The sequence below is a fragment of the Methanoregula sp. UBA64 genome, assembly GCF_002502735.1.
Lineage (GTDB): Archaea > Halobacteriota > Methanomicrobia > Methanomicrobiales > Methanospirillaceae > Methanoregula.
Genome location: NZ_DAQC01000005.1, coordinates 73592 through 95894 on the forward strand (window position 1 = coordinate 73592; position 22303 = coordinate 95894).

At 60.2% G+C, this 22303-nt stretch carries 19 protein-coding genes; 4 read left to right on the plus strand and 15 right to left on the minus strand.

Annotated features, from left to right (window positions below):
- Positions 1 to 54 precede the first annotated feature (54 nt).
- On the plus strand, positions 55 to 630 hold the full coding sequence (locus tag BP758_RS08015; RefSeq protein WP_292370351.1) for a PPC domain-containing DNA-binding protein: 576 nt from the start codon (positions 55 to 57) through the stop codon (positions 628 to 630).
- 2 nt (positions 631 to 632) lie between these two features.
- Positions 633 to 2483, plus strand: a complete 1851-nt coding sequence (locus BP758_RS08020; RefSeq protein WP_292370352.1) for a YgiQ family radical SAM protein — start codon at positions 633 to 635, stop codon at positions 2481 to 2483.
- Between the two features lie 6 nt (positions 2484 to 2489).
- On the opposite strand, the gene BP758_RS08025 is transcribed toward BP758_RS08020, so the two are convergent.
- The 11 genes from BP758_RS08025 to BP758_RS08075 form a co-directional block, all read right to left on the minus strand.
- A complete protein-coding gene (locus BP758_RS08025; RefSeq protein ID WP_292370353.1) occupies positions 2490 to 3839 on the minus strand; it encodes a mannose-1-phosphate guanylyltransferase/mannose-6-phosphate isomerase in 1350 nt (449 codons plus the stop codon).
- A 108-nt stretch (positions 3840 to 3947) separates the two neighbouring features.
- A complete protein-coding gene (gene asnB / locus BP758_RS08030; protein ID WP_292370354.1) occupies positions 3948 to 5780 on the minus strand; it encodes an asparagine synthase (glutamine-hydrolyzing) in 1833 nt (610 codons plus the stop codon).
- A gap of 111 nt (positions 5781 to 5891) precedes the next feature.
- Positions 5892 to 6389: a carboxymuconolactone decarboxylase family protein gene (locus BP758_RS08035; protein ID WP_292370355.1), complete on the minus strand. Its 498-nt coding sequence runs from the start codon at positions 6387 to 6389 to the stop codon at positions 5892 to 5894.
- A gap of 9 nt (positions 6390 to 6398) precedes the next feature.
- Complete coding sequence (locus BP758_RS08040) at positions 6399 to 7337, minus strand: methanogenesis marker 7 protein (RefSeq protein ID WP_292370356.1); 939 nt, start codon at positions 7335 to 7337, stop codon at positions 6399 to 6401.
- On the minus strand, positions 7334 to 7915 hold the full coding sequence (locus BP758_RS08045) for a methanogenesis marker 17 protein (protein ID WP_292370357.1): 582 nt from the start codon (positions 7913 to 7915) through the stop codon (positions 7334 to 7336). The genes BP758_RS08040 and BP758_RS08045 overlap by 4 nt, the downstream gene beginning before the upstream one ends.
- A complete protein-coding gene (locus tag BP758_RS08050; RefSeq protein ID WP_292370358.1) occupies positions 7902 to 9158 on the minus strand; it encodes a methanogenesis marker 15 protein in 1257 nt (418 codons plus the stop codon). Before BP758_RS08050 ends, BP758_RS08045 begins: the two co-directional genes overlap by 14 nt.
- Positions 9155 to 9601 carry a methanogenesis marker 5 protein gene (locus BP758_RS08055; RefSeq protein WP_292370359.1) on the minus strand — a complete coding sequence of 149 codons (447 nt, stop codon included), beginning with the start codon at positions 9599 to 9601 and terminating at the stop codon, positions 9155 to 9157. Before BP758_RS08055 ends, BP758_RS08050 begins: the two co-directional genes overlap by 4 nt.
- A gap of 2 nt (positions 9602 to 9603) precedes the next feature.
- Entirely contained in the window at positions 9604 to 10062 is a 459-nt protein-coding gene (locus BP758_RS08060; RefSeq protein WP_292370360.1) for a methanogenesis marker 6 protein, read from the minus strand.
- Entirely contained in the window at positions 10059 to 11585 is a 1527-nt protein-coding gene (gene mmp3 / locus BP758_RS08065; RefSeq protein WP_292370361.1) for a methyl-coenzyme M reductase-associated protein Mmp3, read from the minus strand. The genes BP758_RS08060 and mmp3 overlap by 4 nt, the downstream gene beginning before the upstream one ends.
- Before the next feature lie 11 nt (positions 11586 to 11596).
- Positions 11597 to 13213: a methyl coenzyme M reductase system, component A2 gene (gene atwA / locus BP758_RS08070; RefSeq protein WP_292370362.1), complete on the minus strand. Its 1617-nt coding sequence runs from the start codon at positions 13211 to 13213 to the stop codon at positions 11597 to 11599.
- A 62-nt stretch (positions 13214 to 13275) separates the two neighbouring features.
- Positions 13276 to 14106, minus strand: coding sequence for an HAD family hydrolase (locus BP758_RS08075; RefSeq protein ID WP_292370363.1), 831 nt, complete (start codon positions 14104 to 14106; stop codon positions 13276 to 13278).
- A 70-nt stretch (positions 14107 to 14176) separates the two neighbouring features.
- Between BP758_RS08075 and BP758_RS08080 the strand changes: the two genes are divergently transcribed.
- The gene (locus BP758_RS08080) at positions 14177 to 15139 is read left to right on the plus strand and encodes a ribose 1,5-bisphosphate isomerase (RefSeq protein ID WP_292370364.1); all 963 of its coding nucleotides are present in this window, start codon (positions 14177 to 14179) and stop codon (positions 15137 to 15139) included.
- Positions 15140 to 15240: 101 nt separating this feature from the next.
- Positions 15241 to 16065: a diaminopimelate epimerase gene (gene dapF / locus BP758_RS08085; RefSeq protein ID WP_292370365.1), complete on the plus strand. Its 825-nt coding sequence runs from the start codon at positions 15241 to 15243 to the stop codon at positions 16063 to 16065.
- 645 nt (positions 16066 to 16710) lie between these two features.
- Here the strand turns inward: dapF and BP758_RS08090 are convergent.
- From BP758_RS08090 to larC, 4 genes are all read right to left on the minus strand, one after another.
- Entirely contained in the window at positions 16711 to 17796 is a 1086-nt protein-coding gene (locus BP758_RS08090) for a radical SAM protein (protein WP_292370366.1), read from the minus strand.
- 69 nt (positions 17797 to 17865) lie between these two features.
- Entirely contained in the window at positions 17866 to 20349 is a 2484-nt protein-coding gene (locus BP758_RS08095) for a PAS domain S-box protein (RefSeq protein WP_292370367.1), read from the minus strand.
- A gap of 69 nt (positions 20350 to 20418) precedes the next feature.
- A complete protein-coding gene (radB, locus tag BP758_RS08100) occupies positions 20419 to 21096 on the minus strand; it encodes a DNA repair and recombination protein RadB (RefSeq protein ID WP_292370368.1) in 678 nt (225 codons plus the stop codon).
- Entirely contained in the window at positions 21093 to 22277 is a 1185-nt protein-coding gene (gene larC, locus BP758_RS08105; protein WP_292370369.1) for a nickel pincer cofactor biosynthesis protein LarC, read from the minus strand. The genes radB and larC overlap by 4 nt, the downstream gene beginning before the upstream one ends.
- Positions 22278 to 22303: the final 26 nt, after the last annotated feature.

Here is a 22303-nt window from a genome sequence, read left to right on the forward strand (position 1 = left end):
ATATAAATCCGCGTCATTCTAATCACTACAAAAATCTAAAAAAAGGGCCCCGGTATGCAGTACTCTGAAGGCAGGATCGGCAGGGTATTTGTCCTGCGGATTGACGACGGCGAGGATTTTTTAGGCGTTACGCGCGAGTTTGTAAAAACGCACGCTGTTACGGCCGGCACGATCCTGTATCTTGGGGCATTGCGCCAGGCCAAGATGGTCACCGGGCCGGAAGAAGCGGTCTTTCCCCCCGATCCGCATTTTGTCATGTTCGAAGGCGGGTGGGAGATGGTGGGTATCGGGACCATCACCATGGAGGACGGCAGTCCTGCCATCCATTTCCACACGTCCGTGGGCCGGGCCGGGCACGCCTTAACCGGCTGCCTGCGGGAGAAGGCGGTGACCTATATCGTGGCAGAGGCCGTTATTCTGGAATTCTCCGGCATCTCGATCGTGCGGCAGTTCGATGAGAAGACCCAGGTGAACCTGCCGGTCCACGGGCAGGACGGGGAGGCCCAAGAGAAGTCGGCGAAGAGCGGACCGACACCCCCGGAGCCGGAACCGGCCGAAGAGGAAGAAGATGCACCGGGCGGGCTTGCGGACATCATCCGGGACCTGACCCGGCGGCCCCCGGTTAAATAGTCATGACCGATCAGCCCGCGTTTCTCCCCCTCACCAAAAAAGAGGGTGCCGCCCTTGGCATCGGACAGTTCGATATCATCCTTGTCACGGGCGATGCGTACGTAGATCACCCGTCGTTTGGCACGGCACTTATCGGCCGGGTCCTCTGGGATGCAGGATTCTCGGTCGGGATCATCGCCCAGCCGGACTGGAAGAGCACAACAGATATTACGGCGCTCGGGAAGCCCCGGCTCTTCTTCGGGATCTCGTCCGGCAATGTCGATTCGATGGTGAACAACCTCACCCCGAACCTCAAGCGCCGGAGCTCGGACGTGTACTCGCCCGGGGGAGAGCTGCGCCGGCCGGACCGGGCGACGGTCGTGTACGCGAACCTCGTCCACGCCGCATACCCCGACGTCCCGATCGTTCTTGGCGGGATCGAGGCGAGCCTGCGTCGCTTCGCGCACTACGATTACTGGCAGGACAAGGTCCGGCAGGCGATCCTTGCCGATGCCCCGGCAACGCTCCTTGTCTATGGCATGGGAGAGCGGCAGGTTGTGGAGATCGCACAGCGTCTCGCTGCCGGAGAACCGGCCCGGTCGCTTCGGGATATCCGGGGAACCACATACACAAGGGAAGTCGCCGAATGGCGTGCGGTCCCGCACGATGGCATCGTGGAGATCCCCTCGTTTACCGAAGTCTCGTCCGACAAAATCGCATATGCAAAGGCATTCGCGCTCCACTACCGGGAACAGGATCCGGTCCGGGGAAGGCCCGTTGCCCAGCCGCACCCGAAAACGGTAATCATCCAGAATCCTCCGGCCCGGCCGCTCACGACCGTCGAACTCGATCATGTCTACGAGCTGCCCTTCTCCCGCCGGGCTCACCCTTCGTACAAAAAACCGGTCCCGGCGCTCGAACCCGTCCGGTTCTCGGTCGTCTCCCACCGGGGCTGTTTCGGGGGCTGTTCGTTCTGTGCTCTCACCCACCACCAGGGCCGGATCATCCAGAGCCGGAGCATAGATTCGGTTGTCCGCGAGGTGACCCGGATGGCGAAGATGCCGGAGTTCAAAGGCATCGTGCAGGACATTGGCGGGCCGACGGCAAACATGTACGCCATGGCCTGCCCGAAGTGGGAGAAGGCCGGGGCTTGCCCGAAGAAGTCCTGCTCGCCGGCCTGCCCGTCCCTCGATGTGAACCATACCAAAATCCGTGAGCTTCTCCGTCGCGTAAGCGAAATACCCGGTGTAAAACGGGTCTTCGTCGGTTCCGGGATCCGCTACGATCTCGTGCTTGCCGGCGATCCGGATTCAGGCTACCTCCGGCAGCTTGCGGAGCACCACGTCTCGGGTCACTTAAAAGTTGCCCCGGAGCATGTGAGCGCAGAAGTCACGGCGGCCATGAACAAGCCCGGAAAAGAGGTCTTCGACCGGTTCCGCGAACGCTTCGATGCGTTCCAGCAGGGAAAACCAAAACGCCAGTACATTGTACCCTATTTCATGTCCGGCCACCCGGGCTGCACGATGCGGGACATGGTCGAGCTCGCGGAGTATATCCGGGACAACCGTCTCTACACCGAGCAGGTACAGGACTTCACGCCAACGCCCATGAGCGTCTCGACCTGCATGTATTACACAGGACTTGACCCGTTCGCGCTCAAACCGGTGTACGTGCCCAGGGGCCGGGAGAAGAAGGTCCAGCGGGCGATGATGCAGTACCGCGAACCGGCCAACCGGGCCTTTGTGCTCGAAGGTCTCCGTCAGGCGGGACGGGAAGACCTGATCGGGAACGGGCCGGAGTGCCTTGTCTCGGGCAGCGGTTGCCGGGAACATGAGGCCATGAAAGCGTTCCGGCCCTACCAACGAAAAAAATAGATCTTCTTATTTCCTGCCGTACTCATCCTCGAACCGGACAATATCGTCCTCTTCGAGGTATTCCCCGAGCTGGACCTCGATGATCTCCAGGGGGATGACGCCGGGATTTTCCAGTCGGTGCCGGACACCGCTCTTCACAAAGGTGCTCTCTCCCTGCCGGAGGAGTTTTGTTTCGCCGTTGAGCTCGACCTCGGCTGTACCGCTCACAACCACCCAGTGCTCGCTCCGGTGGTGGTGGAGCTGGAGGGAGAGTTTCCGGCCCGGTTTTACCGTGAGGCGCTTGATCTTATAGTGTTCCGAATCTTCGAGCACGGTATAGGCGCCCCAGGGCCGGTGCACCTGCCGGTGGAACAGGGTTACGGGATCGTTTTGCTTGTTGTACCGCCCCACGAGCTCCTTGACCTGCTCGGTGTGTCGGTTATCGCAGATAAGGAGGGCATCAGCCGTGTCCACCACGACCAGGTTGTCCACGCCGATAAGACCGACCCGTTTTCCCGGGGCGTTGACGTAGTTGTCCTTTGCCGAGAGGTACTCCGCTTCCCCGGCATTTCCCTCTGCATCGTGCGGGCGGACCTCGTATATCGCCTTGAACGTCCCCAGATCGTTCCATTCTGTATCGAGAGGGACGACGGCAACTTTTTTCGAGGGTTCGAGCAGGCCGTAATCGATCGAGATCGAATCGAGTTTTGGGTACTCGGGAACGGCGGTCCCGGCAAACGCGGCGGCGAGCCGGGGCTGGTATTTTTTGAGTTCCTCAAAGAAGACCGGGACGGAGAGGAGGAAGATCCCGCTGTTCCAGAGATATCCTTTCTTCACGTACTCTGTGGCAGTCTTCTCGTCTGGCTTCTCCTTGAACTCCTCGACCGCACATCCCCCGGCAACGGCCTTCCCCGGCCGGATGTATCCGTATCCCGTGTGGGGCGAGGTCGGCCTGACACCGAAGGTCACCAGGTACTTTTGGGCAAGGGGTTCTGCCGCGGAAATCTGGCCAACTGCTTTTTCCCCGAGCAGGTGGTCGCTGGGGAAGACCACGGCGGTCGCGTTCTTGTCCGCCTTTTTTATCTGCTGCATTGCCCATGCAATAGCAGGCAGGGTGTTTTTCTGTTCCGGTTCTGCAAGGATATGGTCGGCCGGGACGGTACACCCCAGATCGTCCATCTGGTTTGCCACGAGATACCGGTGGATCTCGTTCGTCACTACATAGATCTCGTTGTTTTTCGAGAATTTCTGTGCCCGTTTGCAGGTCCGCTGGAAGAGGGACTCTCCCTCCATCGGGATGAACTGCTTGGGATAGTATTCCCGGGAGAGCGGCCAGAGCCGGGTCCCCACGCCGCCGGCAAGGATGATGGTCTTCATTGATATGCCCTATGTTTTTTTTCATTGTCCCGTGACAGAATTCGCCCCGGGAATATTCACATACTGATCTTTACCGGCTTTAAAGCTAAAAAAGGCGTTCATAAGAATCTATCCCGGACGTATCCCGTTGGGTCTGTCGATAAAGGTCCGGAGCCAGAGTTCTGTGCAGGCAATCCGCCATATCTCGGGGGAGTAGGCTGATGTCCCGTTAAGGAAGGCATCGTAGTCTTCCTTTACGGCTTTTGCATCCCAGTAGGGCCGGAAACAGAAACTCTCTGAAGAAAAGATTCCCTGCATGAAATCCCTGAGCTCGTTCTTCATCCAGCATTCCTCGGGAGTGACAAATCCCATCTTGTCACGCCGGCACCGGATGGAATCAGGGACAAGCCCCACTATCGCGGCACGCAGCGACCACTTGGTGACCCCGTTACGGATCTTCTGGTTAAGCGGGAGTCCTGCCAGGTACTCCACGAGGCGCACATCAAGGTACGGCACCCGGGACTCGATAGAGAAAGCCATGGAGTTACGGTCCTCGTAATGGAGGAGGGCCGGGAGATTTGTGGAAATAAGTTCGCGGTGCAGAACCTCATCTAGTGTGCCGGCGTACCGGTCAACCGGCTGAGCGGTTCCCAAAATGAGTGTCCTGCGCCCGCGCCGTGCCCGCAGCTGCGCCCGGGCTGTGACAAAGAATCCCCGGTGCTCTTTTAGACTCCCAAGGGCTTCAGAAAATGCTGCCGGAATATTAAACCTCTTTAAAAGGCCCCTGATGTAACTTGCCTGGTACCCGAGGTAACCGGCCAAAAGCTCATCTGCCCCCTGCCCGTCCAGTACCACTTTTACCTTGGTCTGTGCCAGGCGCATCACGCAGTACTGGGCATAGATCGAAAGGGATCCGAACGGCTCGTCCTGCATGTACACGAGCCTTTTAATGTCTGTTTCGAGGTCCGCCGGGGCCGGCTCCGTCATAGTCGCATCCACCCTGGTCGCGGCTACAATCTCGTCAATGTACCTGCTCTCGTCGTATTGTGTTTTCGGGAAGACAACGGAGAAGGTCTTCTGCAGGGCACCCACGCTCTCCGGAGCGTCCTCTTTTATGATTCCGCTGATGATGGCGGTAAGCGTGGAGGAGTCAATCCCGCCCGAGAGGCAGGTCCCTACTGCCACATCGCTTCTTAAGTGGATCCTTGTTGCATCGTGTAAAAGCCCGCGGAGCCGGGTGGCAACCTCATCGTCAGTCCTTGTATCGGACAGGGCAGGGTTAACGGTAACATCCCAGTACCGGAACGGTTCGGCTTTTCCATCCCGGCCGACCACCATCGCGTGGCCCGGCCCGATCTGGGAAATTCCCTCGAACATGGTTCTCCCGCAGTGATCCTGCACGCCCCAGGTAAGGTACACCCGAAGCATCCCGTCATCGGGCGTTCTTCCCACATCCGGGTGAACAAGGAGTGCCTTGATCTCGGAGGCAAACAAAAACGAGCCGCTGATCTTGGTATAATAAAACGGTTTTATCCCGAACCGGTCCCGGGCGCAGAAGAGCTCCTGTTTTTTTTCGTCCCAGAGGGCGAACGCCCACATTCCGTTAAATCTCGCAAGGCAGCCGTGTCCCCACTCTTCGTATGCGTGGAGGATTACTTCAGTATCTGATTTTGAAGAAAAGACATGACCTTTCGCCATCAGTTCTTCGCGGAGCTCGACAAAATTATAGATCTCACCGTTGAAGACCAGCCAGAGCGAGCAATCCTCGTTTGTCATCGGCTGGAGTCCATCCGGGGAGAGGTCAATGATGGCAAGTCTCCGGTGGACAAGGCCGACAAGCTCATCGGTATGCAGGCCCTCTCCGTCAGGTCCCCGGTGGGCAAGCCGTTCAGACATGGATGCGAGAAGCCTGCGGTCCGGCCGTCCACTCGCATAACAGTACTGCCCCGCGATCCCGCACATTCAGATCAGATCTTGGATCGCCCGGGGAAATAAACGATAGTATACTTCAGATGATGTTGAGCACGGTCTCGCGGTCGTCAGATACTTCCAAAAGAAAAAACATTTACTCCGTTACGCTCGGGATTTACGGGTCCGCTTTTTATTACCGGCTTTCTCTTTCTGATCGCTTCCTACCCCCTTGACCTGGCAGGGAACGCACTTCTCCAGTTTGTCATCCACGATCCGGTACGCATTCGCAAGCACCGAGGAGTTCGAGATCATCCCCGACAGGAGAATCGTTTCAAGGACTTCTTCCCGGGTCGCCCCCATCTTGATTGCGGCCTGCATGTGGTAGCTCGTACAGTGCGGGCATTTCAAGGCCGCACCGACCGCCATGCTGATCAGCTCCACGTACTTGGGGTCGAGCGGGCTTGTCTCTGCTACTGTAGTCTTGTAGAGCAGGTGGGAGATGAGCGCCTCGGGCCGCTCGCCCATGTGTTTGAAGATGAGCGGCACCTTGCCGTACTCTTTTTCAATGATCCCCAGCCACTCGTCTGCGGTTGCCGCCGTGCCCTTCTCGACAATATACCGGAGCCGGTCCTCGAACTCGATCTCGCGCTTGCGTCCCATATCTCATCCTCACACAACGATGTTTGTCTCCGAGAACGGTTTTACCCGCACAATGATATAGTCCCGCATCCGCGAAGGTTCGACGTCGGCGATCTCGCCGATGGTGATCCCGTCCTCAATCTCTGCCCTGCGCACGGCATCCGCGTACGTGTCGTACGGCAGCTTCACCCGGAGCCCTGCCATCTGGACCGTGAGCGGCGTCGGGGAGGTCACGTACTGGATCTCGGGCACCTTCTCCCGGATGACATCCATGAGCCGGGCCGGGGCAACCGAGAGGGGGTCTTTTGCGATCTCTTCACGGCGCTTTGAAAGGACTCTGGTGATCTCCGCAATGATCTCGTCGAGTTTCTCCAGCTCCTCCGATTCCTTGGTGCGGTGCATGAACCTGCCGACGTTTCCCACGTAGCCGTCAACCTTCGGCTGGACAATACGTTCGAGCACCTCCTTGTCCGGGCCGCCGCAGATAACGACCGGCACCTCGATCCCCCGGAGGATTACCGGCATCTTTTTCTCGATACAGTGCTCGAAGTTCCCGAGCAGGTATACCGCGATGTCGTGCTCGTTTATGACATCGCGTTCCTCATCGTTGATCCCCGCGATCCGTTTCCCCACGCCCCGGGCCATCCCTACCATGTTGCTCTTTGCCCCGAGCCGGCGCACGTACTCCGCGATATCGCAGGACGGGTGGGGCAGGTGGTGGATCTCGAGGCTCATACTTACGACCGCGATCTCGGTCCCCACGAGCGGGGAGTCCGTAACCTCGCCGGCAAGCGGTTTTCCTATCGCCCGGATCAGCTCCACGTCCTCTTTGGGGACAAAGCACTGGAGCACGACTTCCTGGGCTATCATGTGCTTCTGGACAATGTAGCCGCCGAGGTCTTCGATGAGGTCGATGATCTCGTTGTGCCGGTACACTCCGCCCTTGTAGGTGATCGGGACAAGGATCATGGCGTCTCCCCCATAAGCGCGAACTTCTCATTTACGAGCCCAAGGCTGGCATCGGTGAGTGTATCCTCGCTGGCAACAAACGAGAACTTCTCTTTCCCGAAGTCCTCGCTCCTGACCCGGAACCCCTCCGGGCAGATGCATTTCATGGCATAGACGAGATCCTTGTAGAGCGACTGGCTCGGGTCGGCGATCTGGATCTCCTCGATCTCCGCTGCGGTTGCCGGGACATTATAGAGGATCACCGTGAACCGGTCCGGCTGCTCGACATGGTCTTTGCCGAACCGGTCCCAGAAAACTTTGAGCATCTGGGAGAGGTAGGTCTCGTCAGAGATAGAAAGCGTGATCTTTCCTTCGAGGGGATTCACGTTTGCGATATCCCCGACTTTTACGATAGTCGTGACTTTTTTTAAGATCCCGACTGCGACGAAGATGGGGACCTTGGGGTCGATGTAGATGTGGATCTTGTGGACCACCCTGAGCAGGTTATGGTCGAGCAGCACGTCGTTAGCTATCTGCTTATAGTTCTCGCCGCCCGCCTTCTCGGTACATTCGACCTCGAAATACTCAATGGCCTGCATCTGTCCCGTCCTTTTTGATAAACCCTGATGCAAGCAGCGCCGAGCCGACCGCACCGATGTACTGGGAGTGCGGCGGGACGACCACGTTGATCTTTAAGAGTTCGCCCATTGCATGCACTAGTCCCTCGATGAGCGAGGTGCCGCCGACCATGAGCACGGGTTCCTTGATGTCCACTTCCTGGAGCTGCTGCTCGAAGACCTGTTCGGCAACGCTGTGGCAGGCGGCCGCGGCCACGTCTTCCCGGGTGCTGCCGGCAGCGAGGGCGTTCACGAGGCTCTGGGTGCCAAAGACGATACAGTAACTGTTCATGGGAACCCTGCCACCCATGCCTTTCATCGCAAGCGGCCCGAGTTCGGTGATGTCGACCCCGAGGCGCTTCGCGGTCATCTCCAGGAACCGGCCGCTTGCACCGGCGCAGATGCCACCCATCGTGAAGGTACCGGGGATGCCGTCCATCACCGTGATCGCCTTGTTGTCCATGCCCCCGATATCAATCACGGTAGCCGGCCCGTGCTGCGTATTGGCGAGGTAGACCGCGCCTTTCGAGTTCACGGTCAGCTCTTCCTGAATAAGATCGGCGTTGAACTCTTTCCCCACCAAAAAGCGCCCGTAACCGGTCGTACCGATAGCCTGGACATCGGAAAGTTTTATTCCCGCTTCGGCAAGGGCAGTGTCAACAACGCCATGGGCGCTCTTGAGCACCTCTCCGGTTGGCATCCAGCCTTTGCCGATGATCTTGTTGTCCTTCATCAGGATGGCCTTGGTTGTCGAGGATCCGGAATCGATCCCGAGCGTGATGCCCTCCTGAACCTCGCGGGCAAGAAGTGCCCGGCGCCGGGCTATGGTCGTTAAGGCCTCCATCCGGGTAAGGAGCGTTCCCGAAGTCGTGCGCTCGGTAAACGAGTAGCTGACGACCGGGAGTTTCGAGTGTTCGAGGATATAGCGCCTGAGCTCGTTTCGTACAATTGCGGCTTCGGCACACCGGAAACAGGTTGCGATAAAGACCGCGTCCGCGTCCACCCGGCCTTCGACAAGCGCAATTGCCCGGGCAATAGCGAGCTTTAGATCTGGACTCCTGACCTCGAGGCCGAATGCATCGAAGTCCCGCACAATGTCTTTTAAGGCAATGTCCGGGAAGAAGATCTCGCCGTTTACCGATCTCGCTGCCGCATTGATCTCTTCCTGCACGCCCGAGTAATCCGCACCGCAGGAGAGCTGGGCGATCCGTACCGGGGCGGTCATGGTTTCCCCCCGAGTTCGGAAAGGAACTTTTTGACCGCGCTTACGAACTGCACGCCTTCTGCCTCGTTTTTCGGGTATTCGAGTTCGAGCCGGGGCATCTTTTTCTGCCGGAGCAGGAATTTTACGAGCTCGTTTGTCCGGGCGCAGCCCATGCAGCCGAACGCGAGATCGGCGTTGTTGATGATGATCGCGGCATCGCACGCTTCGATCATGGGGCCGTAGAGCGACATGCGCCCGCGAACCCCGGCCGGGACCTCGACTGCCGCCCAGGCAAGCCCTTTTTTCGGTTCTTCGGGCGTGATCTGGAGCGGCGGGGATTCGAGGCCCGGTGTCTGGATACGTTCGCGGATCGCGATCGCCGATCCGAGCGGCTTATGCCCGAACCGGGTCACCATATCAGAGAGGATCAGGCTCGTTGCGGGATAGATGAAGACTTTTGCCATGGTCAGGGCTCCTGTGCATCGATCATTTTCTTTAAGGTGTAGACATCGAGACGGCGGTCCGGGGCGGGCGGCTGTGGCGCGGGTACCGCGGAGAGGTCGAGGTTTTCTGTCTTTTCAAGGCCGTGCGAGATGTAGGGGAGGATCCCCATCTCGAACTCGATCCCGTGGAAGCCGGGCCGTGCGCCGCCAAGTGTTGCCCGGCACCTCCGGGCATCGCCGGGCGGGAAGCCCCGGTCCTTGACAAAGATATGGGCCGGGTCCATCTTGCGGACTTCGGCGATGATACGGTCAACCTCCTCCTCCTTTCCCATGATGACAAGGCCAAAACAGTTCTCCTTTACCATCACGCCTTTTGCTACCTCGTACGCCCGGATGGCGACATCCGACGGGGTAACATTGTAGGACTCCACCACCACGTACCGGGTCACGGTCCCGACATTTGCCGGGGTGTATTCGGTCATCTCTTCACCTCGCGGATGTACACCGTCTGCCGCTCCTTTACTTTTTTGAGTTTCTCCGTATCGATCACGTGCCCGATAATATTTGTGCCTTCGAACGGCTCCGAGGTCGGCCCGAACTCGCGGCTCGCCGTGAGCCGGACGCCCACGAGACCGGCGCCTTTCCGGGAATCGTTGGTGATCGCAAGCGCCGCTGCCGGTGCTTCCTCCACGGGACAGTTCTCGGGATAGATCTTTACCGTGGTCGGGACCCTGGGCTTAAAGAGGAAGACATCGTCGAAGACAAAGAAGGCCGGCATCATGCCGGCGTCGTGTTCGGCAAGGCCGGTGATGCGCCGGAAGACCTCGCAGCTCTGGGGAGCATGCGCATCGTCGAGCACGATATCGATCACGTTTGCGACCGGTGCGGTCTTAATCGTCGCAGTCCGGCCGGCAAGGACATCGAGCGTGGTTCCCGGTTCCTGGGAGACCACGATCCGGTCGGGGCTGTCGGTGTCGATGGCAAGGGTAATTCCCCGCTCTTCTGCCACCTTCTTTGCCTCGGGAACCGGCATTCCGAGGAGATCGATCCGGGCCGGGACAACCGCGGTACAGAGCAGGTCGCCCTCTTTTGCGAGTTTTACCAGTTCGATCCCGTGGACAACCTGCCCGACCACGCTGTGTGCCGGGCCGCTCGGGACATCTGCCCGGTAGATATAGATCCCGCCGACCGAGGGGCCTCCCGTGCGTACGGTAACAGAGCCCTCCCGCCGCGGGTGCACGTACTGGGACGGGACTTCTGTCCCGAGCAGTTTCTGGTCGAGAATATGGGTGCTCGTTGCCCGACCGACGTTAAACCGGCCCCCTTCGAGGGCGATGAGCAGGTGTTCGACGCTTTCTGCTGCCCCGGTCGCCACCTCTTTTTCTGTGTATCCCTGCGCTACGATCCTGACCCGGGTCACCACGAGCATCCCGTCTTCGAGCACGAGCGAGGGATCGGTCGTGGTAAACGAGCGGCTCGTGTCTGCCCAGGAAATGACCTGCTCGATCTTTGTCACCCGGTCGCCGGTTGCCCAGCGGTCGAGCACGCCCCGGCCGCTCACCACCCGGGCAACAACGCCACCGGTTGTGTCGGCGCCGTGGTCGGCAAGGTGGCGGCTCTTTGCAAAGATGAGGTACGAACGCTTCGGGTCGTATCCCCCGCAGCCGAGGATCACGTCGCCCCGCTCGTAGAGGTGCGGTTTCCTGTCCGGCCCAATCCCGGAGGCAAACGGCCCGAACGCGGCCGCGTACCGGTCCTCCCAGTGGAGAACCAGGCTGTCTGCGATCCCGGCGCGATCGAAGATGTCCTCGCCGGCCCCGGTGAGTTCGAGCGTGATCTCGCCCGCAGTGGTCGTGACCGCGATGCTCCCGGTCTTCTCCTGCTCTTTTGTGGCCGGCCGGATCACGGCAACGCTGCAACCGGCGGGAAATCCTCCCGTGAGATCGCCAAGCGTGCTCCCCTCTTCAACTTCGCGAAGTTCCCCGTCGAGGTGAACGCGGATCATAAAAACCCTTTTTATGCCTGCGGGGCCTGGCTCATGACCTTGCGCTCGTCATCGGTCAGGTGTGCAAGCACATCGGCGGTCTTTCCCATCTCGACGATCTTGCCGCCCCGCATGAGCGCGATCCGGTCGCAGATGTCGCGGACGAACTCCATGTCGTGCGAGACCACGATGAACGTCTCGTCGATATCGTCCCGGGAGTGCATGATCGAGTGCTTCACGTCGATCTTCGTGATCGGGTCCATGGTCCCGGTCGGCTCGTCGAGGATCACGATCTTGGGTTCCCGGATCAGGACCTGTGCGAGCGCGACCCGGTGCCGCTCACCCTCCGAGAGCTGCCCCGGCATCCGGTCGAGAATATCCTTACTCTTTTCCTCCGAGAACCCCGCCATCTTTAAGGTAATGATCGCTTTTCTCATTGCGAGCTCCTTGGGGAACTCTAACCCGATCGCATCGGTTAAGTTGTCGAGCACGGTCCGGTGGGGATAGAGGTCGTACTCCTGGTGCAGCAGGCCGATGTACTCCTTTGCCCGGCCCCGCTGATCGATCCCGGGTTTGGTCATATCGATCCATTCGTCGCCGATCCTGACATTGATCTCGCCGCTTGTCGGCTCGATCAGGCCGGCGATGATCCGCGAGAGCGTGGTCTTGCCGGCGCCGCTTTTCCCTATGATCCCGAAGATCTCCTTGGTGTAGACATCGAAGGTCACGCCGTTAACCGCACGCACGACCCCGCGGTCGACCGAGATATAGCGCTTGGTGAGATCGCGGGCGGCAACGATCTTCTCGCCCGTCTCGGTATGTTCGAAGGTCTCGGTGTCGTCGCAGCCTTTCATGAACTCGCCGATGACATCGTTTGGCGTCCCGATCTTTGCGATCGAACCGTCCACGAGGAGGAGGGCTCGGCTTGCCACGTCTTCGATCACCTGCGAGAAGTGGGAGGTTACGACCATGCCCATATTGTTTGCCGCTGCCGCATCCTTGAGCATCGAGTGGACGATCTTTGCGGTACCCGGGTCGAGTGTCCCGGTCGGCTCGTCGGCAAAGAGTAAAAAAGGCTCCTTTGCGAGCTGCCGGGCGAGAACCACCCGCTGTTTTTCCCCGCCCGAAAGATCGCGGGCGATATGCATCATCCGGTGGGAGAGCCGGACCTGGTCGATGAGGTCGGCTGCCCGGTTGATCGCCTTGTCCTGCGGGTAGTTGATATCGTCGAGCGAGTGCAGGACGTTCTCGATGACCCGGTCGTCGCCGTACAGGGCGAACGTCCGCTGGAACATGATCGCGGTCCGGCGCATCACCCGGCGCTTGAGCGCCTCGTCTTTTTCGTTCCAGAGGTCCACATCGATGGGTTCGAGTTTTGCACCGCAGTGCGGGCAGGGTTTCCCGGCGGAACTTGCAACATCCATGTAGTCGCATGAAGGACAGGCCGATACATGGTAGACGATCTTCCCGCTGGTCGGGGGCTGTTCCACGCCCCGCATCAGGTGCATGAGGACTGTCTTCCCGGCCCCGCTCCGTCCGATGATCCCGAGGATCTCGCCTTCGTGGATCTCAAAGGATATGTTTCTTAGGGCATGTGTGCCGTCGAAATCCATGCAGATGTTCTCGACCGTGATCAGTGGAGCCTTCATAATTCCCTTGTATCTAATGTAGAACAGGTGGCATATTACTTTTTATATGCTGCCGGTCATCGTCACGATCGGGAAGTAGCGGGCCGCTGTACAAGGTTCCGGACAATCGGCAAAACTTCCCCGACTTCCTTGACCACGAAATCCGCCGCACGGAAGAGTTTTTCGGGGCGTTCGCCGGCCTGCTGGACGGTGAGGATCGCGGTGTCTGCTGCCTTAAACGCACAGATATCGTTGATCCCGTCGCCGACCATCACGACATGGTCGTATTCGTCTTTGAGGTCGGTGACGATCTGGGCCTTGACGGTCGGTGTCGCGACCCCGTACACCCGGTCCCGCGGGATGCCGAGGTGGTCGGCCATGATCTCCAGTTTTGTCGAGCGGTCTCCGGAGGCGATGAACGTGGGCACACCCATGGTATGAAGGGCGGTAATCGTCTCCTTTGCGCCGTCAAAAGGCCAGCCCCCGGCAGTGATGGCAAACTCGATCGACCGGCTTGCCATGTTGAGGATGGCACCGGAGTTGAGCGTGAGCGTGGACTCGTCCTTGCAGATCCGCCAGACGTCCCGGATGCATTCCTGGAGATCGCCGACTTTCGTGACCCGGTCCGAATAGAGCATCCGGCTGATCTCGTCGGCGGTGGTGATCTTCCGCGTGCAGCTGATCCCAAAACCGATCTCGTTTTTTGTGAGGTACTCCGAGAGAAGTTCGTCTTTTTCTGTGGATATCAGGTGCTTTGAGTGGACAGGGAGCACGATGAGCACCCGGTCGGGGCTTGCAAACGTGAGCGTGGTCGTCTCGACTCCCGGCATAAGTACCTGGCGTGCAACATCCTTTGCTACCCGGTAGGTGGAAAGGAGCGTACCGGCACTGTCAAAGACCACAGCGACTGTCATGAATTATCCCCGGGAAGAAGGTCTATGTAGCATCCCCGCGGTACTGGATAAGTAGAGGCGGCGTTCACTCATGATCGTATCTGAAACGGCAGACAAGATAAAGCGCATGGAAATCCGGGGAGCGGGCCGGATCGCCCGGGCGGCAGCAGAAGCCCTGCGGGACGGTGCCCTTGCATCCCGGGCAGTAACCACCGAAGCGTTCCGGCAGGAGATGGACATGGCGGCGGCAACGCTCCTTTCCACCCGCCCGACCGCGGTCTCGCTCCCGAATGCCGTCCACATGGTGATGGCCGGGATCGAAAAGCACCTGACCGTGGACGAGGCAAAGGCCGGCCTTGTGACCCGGGCCGACGAGTTTATCCGGTCCTCGCAGCATGCGGTGGAACGGATCGCCGGGTTTGGTTCCCGCCATATCCGTGACGGCGATACGATCCTGACGCACTGCAATTCCGAGGTCGCCCTTGGCTGCATCATTGCGGCGCATAAGGAAGGAAAGGAGATCGAGGTCTTTGCCACTGAAGTCCGGCCGCGGAACCAGGGGCTCATCACGATAAAAACCTTAAACGACGCCGGGATCAAGACAAACTTCATCGTGGACTCGGCGGTCCGGTCGTTCATCCACGATGTCGATCTCGTGGTGGTCGGGGCTGATGCAGTGACCGTGAACGGTGCGGTGGTCAACAAGATCGGAACCTCGCAGGTGGCCCATGCGGCTGTGGAAGCACGGGTGAACGTGATGGTCGCGGCCGAGACCTACAAGTTTGCGCCCCGCACGATCCTTGGCGAGCTCATCAAAATCGAGGAGCGGGCGGGCAGCGAAGTCCTGCCGGACGAGATCGCAAAAACCCTCCCAAATGTCACGGTCCGGAACCCGGCATTCGATGTGACGCCGGCGGAGTATATCGACCTGATCGTGACCGAGAAGGGTGCGATCCCGCCGCAGATGGCGTACGTGATCATCCGGGATTACCTGGGCTGGGAGATCGGGGAGTTTGGCGATCCGCTCATGACCGGCGGGCTCAACAACGAATAACCCCGCCTTTTGTACCGTGCCGATGCGTTTATTGAATACGAATATCAGATGAGTACGGGAGAATCCGGGCCGGCATGTTACCGCGGCCGGAGGAACTATCCATGGAAATACCTTTTACCAAACTGCACGGGAACGGCAACGATTTCGTGCTGATCGATGAATATAACGGAACGGTCATTCCCGACGAGATGAAAGGGCAGTTTGCGGCCCTGTACTGCGACCGCCGCTTCGGGATTGGCGCGGACGGCATTCTCTTCCTTTCAAAGCCGACAAAGACCGCCGATATCCGGATGCGGATCTTCCAGCCCGACGAGAGCGAGGCCGAGATGTGCGGGAACGGGATCCGCTGCCTTGCAAAGTACGCGTACGATGCGGGGTACGTCAGGGAAACCTGTACGGTCCAGACAGAGACCGGGGTACTCCCGGTCACCCTGCGGTACGCAAAGGAGGAATTTTTTGCAACGATCGGGATGGGCGAGCCGAAGTTTATCCGAAACGAGATCCCGGCGACCGGCAACGGCGAGTACTGCGAGAAGATCGGGGAATTTACGGTCTTTGCAGCAAACACCGGCGTACCGCACGCGGTGGTCCTTGTCGATGTTGTGGACGGCGTCGACATAGCCGTGGCAGCGCCGCCGATCCGGCATCACAGGACGTTCCTGCACGGGGCAAACGTGAACTTCGTGCAGAAGACCGGTGACGACTCGATCCGGATCCGCACGTTCGAGCGCGGGGTCGAAGACGAGACGCTCTCCTGCGGTACCGGGGCAACGGCATCCGCGGCTATCGTGCACCACCTCGGGTACATGAAGGGCCCGGTCAAAGTCGATACCAAGGGCGGGCCCCTGACGATCTCTTTTGGCCCGGACGGGGCAAAGATGGAAGGGCCGGCGGCAACGGTGTTCTCCGGTTCCATCCCGTTTTGATCTTTTTACCCGATTTACCTGTGGCACCTTTTCCGGGAGCTCTCCCGTACCAAAGCGACGGTATGTCATGAGGTGTCGGCTCTCCGACGGAGAGCCGGAAAAGGGTGGTACCTTAAAACCGGGTTCCAGTGGAAATTGTGTCCATGCCCATAGAAATTACTGATTTAATCGCATATTTTCAAAAAATAACCGTTTTAATCAGGATTAGACCGTGCAATTTAGCGGGCTTCCTGTGGCCGGGTTTTTGGGATCGATGGAATGGTCATCTGAGCCTGAGATCGGCCGTCCGGTGGCCTCTGTGGGCCGTTTTCCGGATCCACGTCGGAGAAATTGTTTTGAGAGGGGGATCCTGGTAGTGGGAGACGCTCCTGGGGGCTGTCGCCCCCGCCGCTATGGCATCCCCCGCTTAGCGATAGCTCTGTATTACCTGTATTCTTGGCAGCTCCCCGTACAGGTACGTCAGAGTGTATCGCTCGCGCCGTGAGTCCCCTCGGGGGCAGGGATAGCGCGAAGGAGGCCGGATGTTTTTGGAAATATGCGGCAGCGTCAACAACTATTTTGCAAAAGACTAAAAATCCCAACAAATTTTTTCCGGATAAGGCCGGTAAACTTTTTTGAAAAGTCCCGCAACGCTGCCGGCCTTTTTCACGAAAACCCGGCAAGCGTTGCCTGCCGGATCGTCCCGTGTGCAAACGCAAGGTAGGGCATGGCCCGCCTCAGGTACGCCGGGGGGATGCCGAGATCCTGCGGCTGCCGGATCGGATGGCGTTCCCGTACTTCGACGATCGCCCGGGCGGTGACCGGGCCGATGCCCGGCACCCGGATGAGCTCTTCGTACGGGGCAGAAGCCGGGTCGACCGGGCCGAGGTCCCGTGCAAGGAGGGCTTTGGGGTCGGCATTCGCGAGCATCCCCTCTTCCACGAGCGGGGCGAGTTCTTTTTTCGTGTACCCGTATTCCCGAAAGAGCGTATCTACCTGGTACCAGCGGTGCGCCCGCCACGGCGGCGTGCCGGCCTTTTCTGCAAACCGGGTGCCGGGCAGGGGCTGGAACGCGGAATAGTAGACCCGGGCCGGCTGCACGGTATCGTAGAGATCCGTCATGCAGGAGAAGATCTCTGCATCGGTCTCGCCCGCAGCCCCGACCACAAGCTGGGTCGTGTGCCGGCCGGGAGCCTCGGCGGCGATCCAGTCCAGGCGTTTTTTAATGTCCTCGTGATAGTCCTTGATCCCCGAGATCGCTCGGAGCCGGCTGGCCCCTGTCGATTCCGCGTTCAGGCTGATCCGGTTTGCGTACCGGGCAGCTTCGGCAATATCGGACCGCCCGGCCCCGGGCAGGATCTTGAGGTGGAGGTAGCCGTCGTACCCTTCCGCCCGGAGGATCCGGGCCGTCCCGACCATATCCGCCATCGTCCCTTCGGCATCCTCCGGGATGCCGGAGGAGAGAAAGAGGCCGTTTACCGTGTCGGCCCGGTACAGGTCAAGGAAGATCCCGGCAAGTTCCCGCGGGGCAAAACCTACCCGCTCGCGGCAGGTCCGGACCGAGCAGTAGGCGCAGTCGTACGAGCAGTTCCCGTGGAGCAGGACCTTGAGCATCCGGCTGCACCCGTACGCCCGCGGGTTGTACGTAATACAGGCCCGGGAATCGAGCACCTGCAGGCACTCGCCGGGCATACAGATATCGTGCCGGCTCTGCGCTGAAAGGAGGGCCAGTTTTTCGGGAGCGCCGGGCATAGGATCCGGTCAGGACCCGGCAGGGTATTAAACGGGGGGCAGAGGGGGTGAAAGTGATGCAGGGCCCGGTCAGTTCTCCTGGCCTGTCCCGGACATCTCTTGTCCCGGGATCTCTTCGACAAGCCCGAGGGTGGAGGTGATCTTCCCTGTCCCGTCCCTGAGCGGGCTGACGGTAAGCGAAGCCAGGATCACCGAACCGTCCTTTTTAATATAGCGCTTTTTCGTGCGGTACTGCGTGGATTTTCCTTCGTAGATCTTCTGCATCTCAACAGCATCGTCGCCCTGCTGCTCCGGGAGGGTTACGTCATCGATGGTTTTCTTGAGCAGCTCCTCTTCCGTGTAGCCGAAGATCTCCTGGCACCGGCGGTTCACCGATACGAACCGGTGCTCCGGGCTCACGATGGCCATCCCGAGCGGCCCGTCCTCGAAGACCCGCCGGAATTTCTCCTCACTCTCTTTGAGCAGATCCTCGGTGCGCCGCCGGCCGGTAATGTCCCGCGCCTCGGCGATAATGAGCCTTACGTCCCCGTCCGGCCCCCGGACCGGTGTGAGGGAGAAGTCCACGATCAGGTCGTCCCAGCCGGCTCCTTTCAGGGTCTCCTCGTACCGGACAAACGAGCCGGCCGCTGCCCGCCCCATGGCGTCCCGGAGCCGCCGAATCCGCCCGTGGTCGTCCTGCCACCACCCGGTCTCCCAGAACGGGCGGCCGGTACACTCCTCCCGTTTTTTCCCGATGAACGCTAAGGCAGTCCGGTTCACTTCAAGGACCGTCCCGTCCGGCGCCAGCAGCGCGGTGAACTGGAACGTGGAGTCGAAGATCGCCTGGAACTTTGCGCCCGTCTCCCGGAGCGCCTCTTCTGCCTGCCGCTCCTTTGTCAGATCGATCCCGATCCCCCGCATCCCCTCAATCCGGTCCCCGCGGACGACCGGGGAGAGGTAGATCCGGATCGGGAAGGTGCTCCCGTCTCCCCGCAGCGCCGTGTACTCCACCATGGACGGGAACTGCTCCCGGGGTTTTGTTACGGCATCCTTCACGAGGGCGAGGAGCCACGGGCGGTCGGCGGGGCTCATCATCTGCCAGATCGACAGGCCCTTTTCCATATCGGCCGGCGCGTACCGGTACATGCCAAAACTGCTCTGGTTGACGAAGGTGAGGTTCCCGGCGCTGTCGCATTCCCAGACCGATTGTGGGAGGAGATCGGCAAAGTCGCGGAACCGGCGCTCGCTCTCCACGAGCTGTGCCTCGGCCTTTTTGCGCTCCCCGATATCCTCCACGATCGAGATCGTGGAGATGACCTGTCCGCGGCTGTCCCGTAACGGGGTGACCGTGACGGAGACCCAGAGCGGCGCCCGGTCTTTTCGCAGGTACTGTTTTTCCTCGTGGACAAAGGGAATTTTCCCGGCATAGATCCGGTCGATATTTTCCCGGTTGGTGCTGACCCAGGACGGATGGGTCACGTCGGTAAACGATCGTCCGAGCAACTCCTCTTTTGTATAGCCCAGCATGTCGCAGAGCCGCCGGTTAACCAGGGTAAAGCGCGTATCCGGCCCGATAATCGACATCCCGAGCGGCCCGTCCTCGAAGATCCGCCGGAATTTCTCCTCGCTGATCATCAGGGCCTCATGCGCCTGCCTGCTTTTGGTGATGTCACGCGAGACGCCAAAGACCGACCGGACCCCGCCTTCGCGGTCAAAGACCGGCATGAGGCAGTGGTCGTACCACCGGAGCTCCCCGTGCAGGGGCAGCGGGCTCTCGTCCGATGACGGCGTGCCGGTCAGAAAGACCCGGTCCAGCATCTCCTTTTGCCGGGAAGCGACCGGCTCCGGGAAGAGCTCGCCGCGTACGCGGCCGATCAGTTCTTCCGGCTTTTTATTGAGGGTCCCGGCTGCAAACGTGTTGACGTACTCGACCCGATCGTCGCTCCCGATCATGAAGATAAGATCGTTTGAGTTCTCCGCGAGGATCCGGTACCGCTGCTCGCTCTCGAGGAGGCGCTCGTCCGCCTGCTTTTTTTCCGTGATGTCTTCGAGGATCACCGAGACGCCTTTCTGGCCGTTGTCAAGGGCGGTCGGGGCGATACGGCCCGAAAAGATCCGGTTGAGGTGCGCCGGGGCGAACTCGCCGCTCCATTCCGTGCCTTCGAGTCCGTCCTTTACGTGACCGATGAACCGGTCAAACGTATCGTCGAAGACCATGACAAACGGCGTGTACTCGATGTTTTTTCCCGTGAGTTCGGCGGCCGGGGTACCGAGGAGCTGGGCGAACGCCTCGTTCGCAAAAACGATCCGCAGGCTGCCCGAGAGCTGCATGATATATTCGGAGGAGATGGAGAGCACCGCGGAGACCGGGACCCGGTGGGCGAGCGCATAGATCTTTGCCATGCCGAAATGGCGCATCTCCACCTGGCCCGAGACGAGCAGCTTGTCCAGGTACCTCCCTGCGGTATTCCGGTTGATCTTTGTCTTCTGGACAATGTCGGTGATGCTCAAGCCCTGCGGGTTTGCCGCAAGTGCATCCTTGATCTTTGCAGGGATTTCGAGGCCCGGTGCCATTTGGGGACTAATATTAGGACACGTGGATATTAATATGTCAGCATATGCACGGCACTGGGAGTAACAAAATCAGGCCTTCTCCCTGATGCCGTCCTGCACGATCCCGTACTCGAAGCTCTGGCCCTCGGGCCGGGAGCGGTGCTTTGTGAGCGTTGCCTTTCTCCACGGGGTTCCTTCGAGCCGGTCGAGCCGGATAATGGCTTTTGAGATATGTTCGAGCGAAGTGCCGCCCAGGCCGGCGTAGGTGTTCCTCGTGGTGTCCATGTACACCTGGTTTGTCACCAGCACCGAGAGCTCGTAGCGTTTCGCATAGCCGAGGAGCTGGAGCATCTGCCGGGTGAGCTGCTGCATGGCGTACTGGCCCTTTTCGAGATCGGTACGGTAGAGCGCGGTGGCCGAGTCGAGGATGAAAAGTGCCGGGGCATGGAGTTTTAGGACCTTGTCCGCCTCGGTGATCATGCTGCCCTGCTGCTCGAAGTCGATGGGTTCGAAGAGGTAGAGCCGGTCGGCGATTGCATCGGCCTCGGCGCCGGCCACCTGCCGGAACCGCTCGATGGAGAATCCCTCCGAATCGATGAAGACCACGGAGCCCCCGGCCTTAAGGCAGGAGACGGCCGCAACCATACAGAACGTGCTTTTCCCCGTGGCCGGGCCGCCGAAGATCTGCGTGAGGGTCCGGGGCTCAAAGCCCCCGCCGAGGAGTTTGTCGAGAGCCGCATTCCCGCTCGTGAGCCGTTCGGTCTTCATGGCTGCCCCATGCCGGTTTTGCCGATGGCCGTGGCGATGGCCCGCAGGACTTCGCGGACGGGCATGCCGAGCTCCTTTGCCCACACGTTTGCGGCATCGAACTCGGGCTTTGCGGTGTAGACCTTTCCGCGGATGAGGCCGTACTTGACCGGGATATGTTTCGTGTGGCCGGCAATAGTGACCTCAACGGTCCCGGTGGTCCGGCCGGCCACGAACCGGTGCACGGCCGGGAGGCAGCGGACCCCGAGCGTCCCGAGTTCTTCCGCCATCTTTTCTGCAAGCGCCGGGCTGTCTTTTTGCATGGCGATCACAGAGACCAGGTACCCGGGCCGGCCCTTCTTCATGAGGATCGGGGCGGCGCTCGCGTCCCGTGCGCCGGCGGCAATGAGCCGGTTCAAGACCTCACCGATCACTTCCCCGCTCACATCGTCCACGTTCGTTTCGAGGATATCGACCGTGTCCTCTGCTGCCGTTGTGGTCTCGGCGAGCATGACCCGGAGCACGTTCGGGGAATCTTTGGGATCCCGCGTTCCGGCGCCGTAGCCGGTGGCGAGGATCGTGTACGCCCCGAGGTCTTTTGGGGAGATGGTGGAAAATTCCGCGAGCAGGGCCGCGCCGGTGGGGGTGCAGAGCTCGCCGTCCCCGGTGCCGGCGAGGACCGCAAGGCCGGAATTTTTGAGGATCTCCGCGGTTGCCGGGGCAGGGACGGGCATGGTCCCGTGGGCACTGGTCACCGTGCCGGAGCCGACCGCGACCGGCAGGATCGCAACGCCGTCCACCTTCATGGTTTCAAGCGCCGTGCAGGCCCCGATCACGTCCGCGATGGCGTCATCGGCCCCGACCTCGTGGAAGTGGACATGGGCCCCGTGCACGGTCTCTTCTGCGGCATTCATCCGGGCAAAGACCCGGCGGGACATTGCAAGCGCACCGGCCGGCACGCGGGGTGCAGCCTCATCGAGCCGGCGTTCCACGTCCGCGAGCGTGCGGTGGGCCGGCGTGGCCTTCGTGTGGACCTGTACCGCCCGGATCCCGGCCCGGGTCACGGTCCCGATCCCCGGGTCCGCGACTGCCGCCCCCATTGCGGCCGCGACGGTTTTTTCATCGGCACCGCAGGCGAGCAGGGCCCCTGTGATCATGTCTCCTGCCGCGCCGTGGAACGGGTCGAAAATGAGGATGCGCATTTACAGTACTTATAAATCCCGGCGTA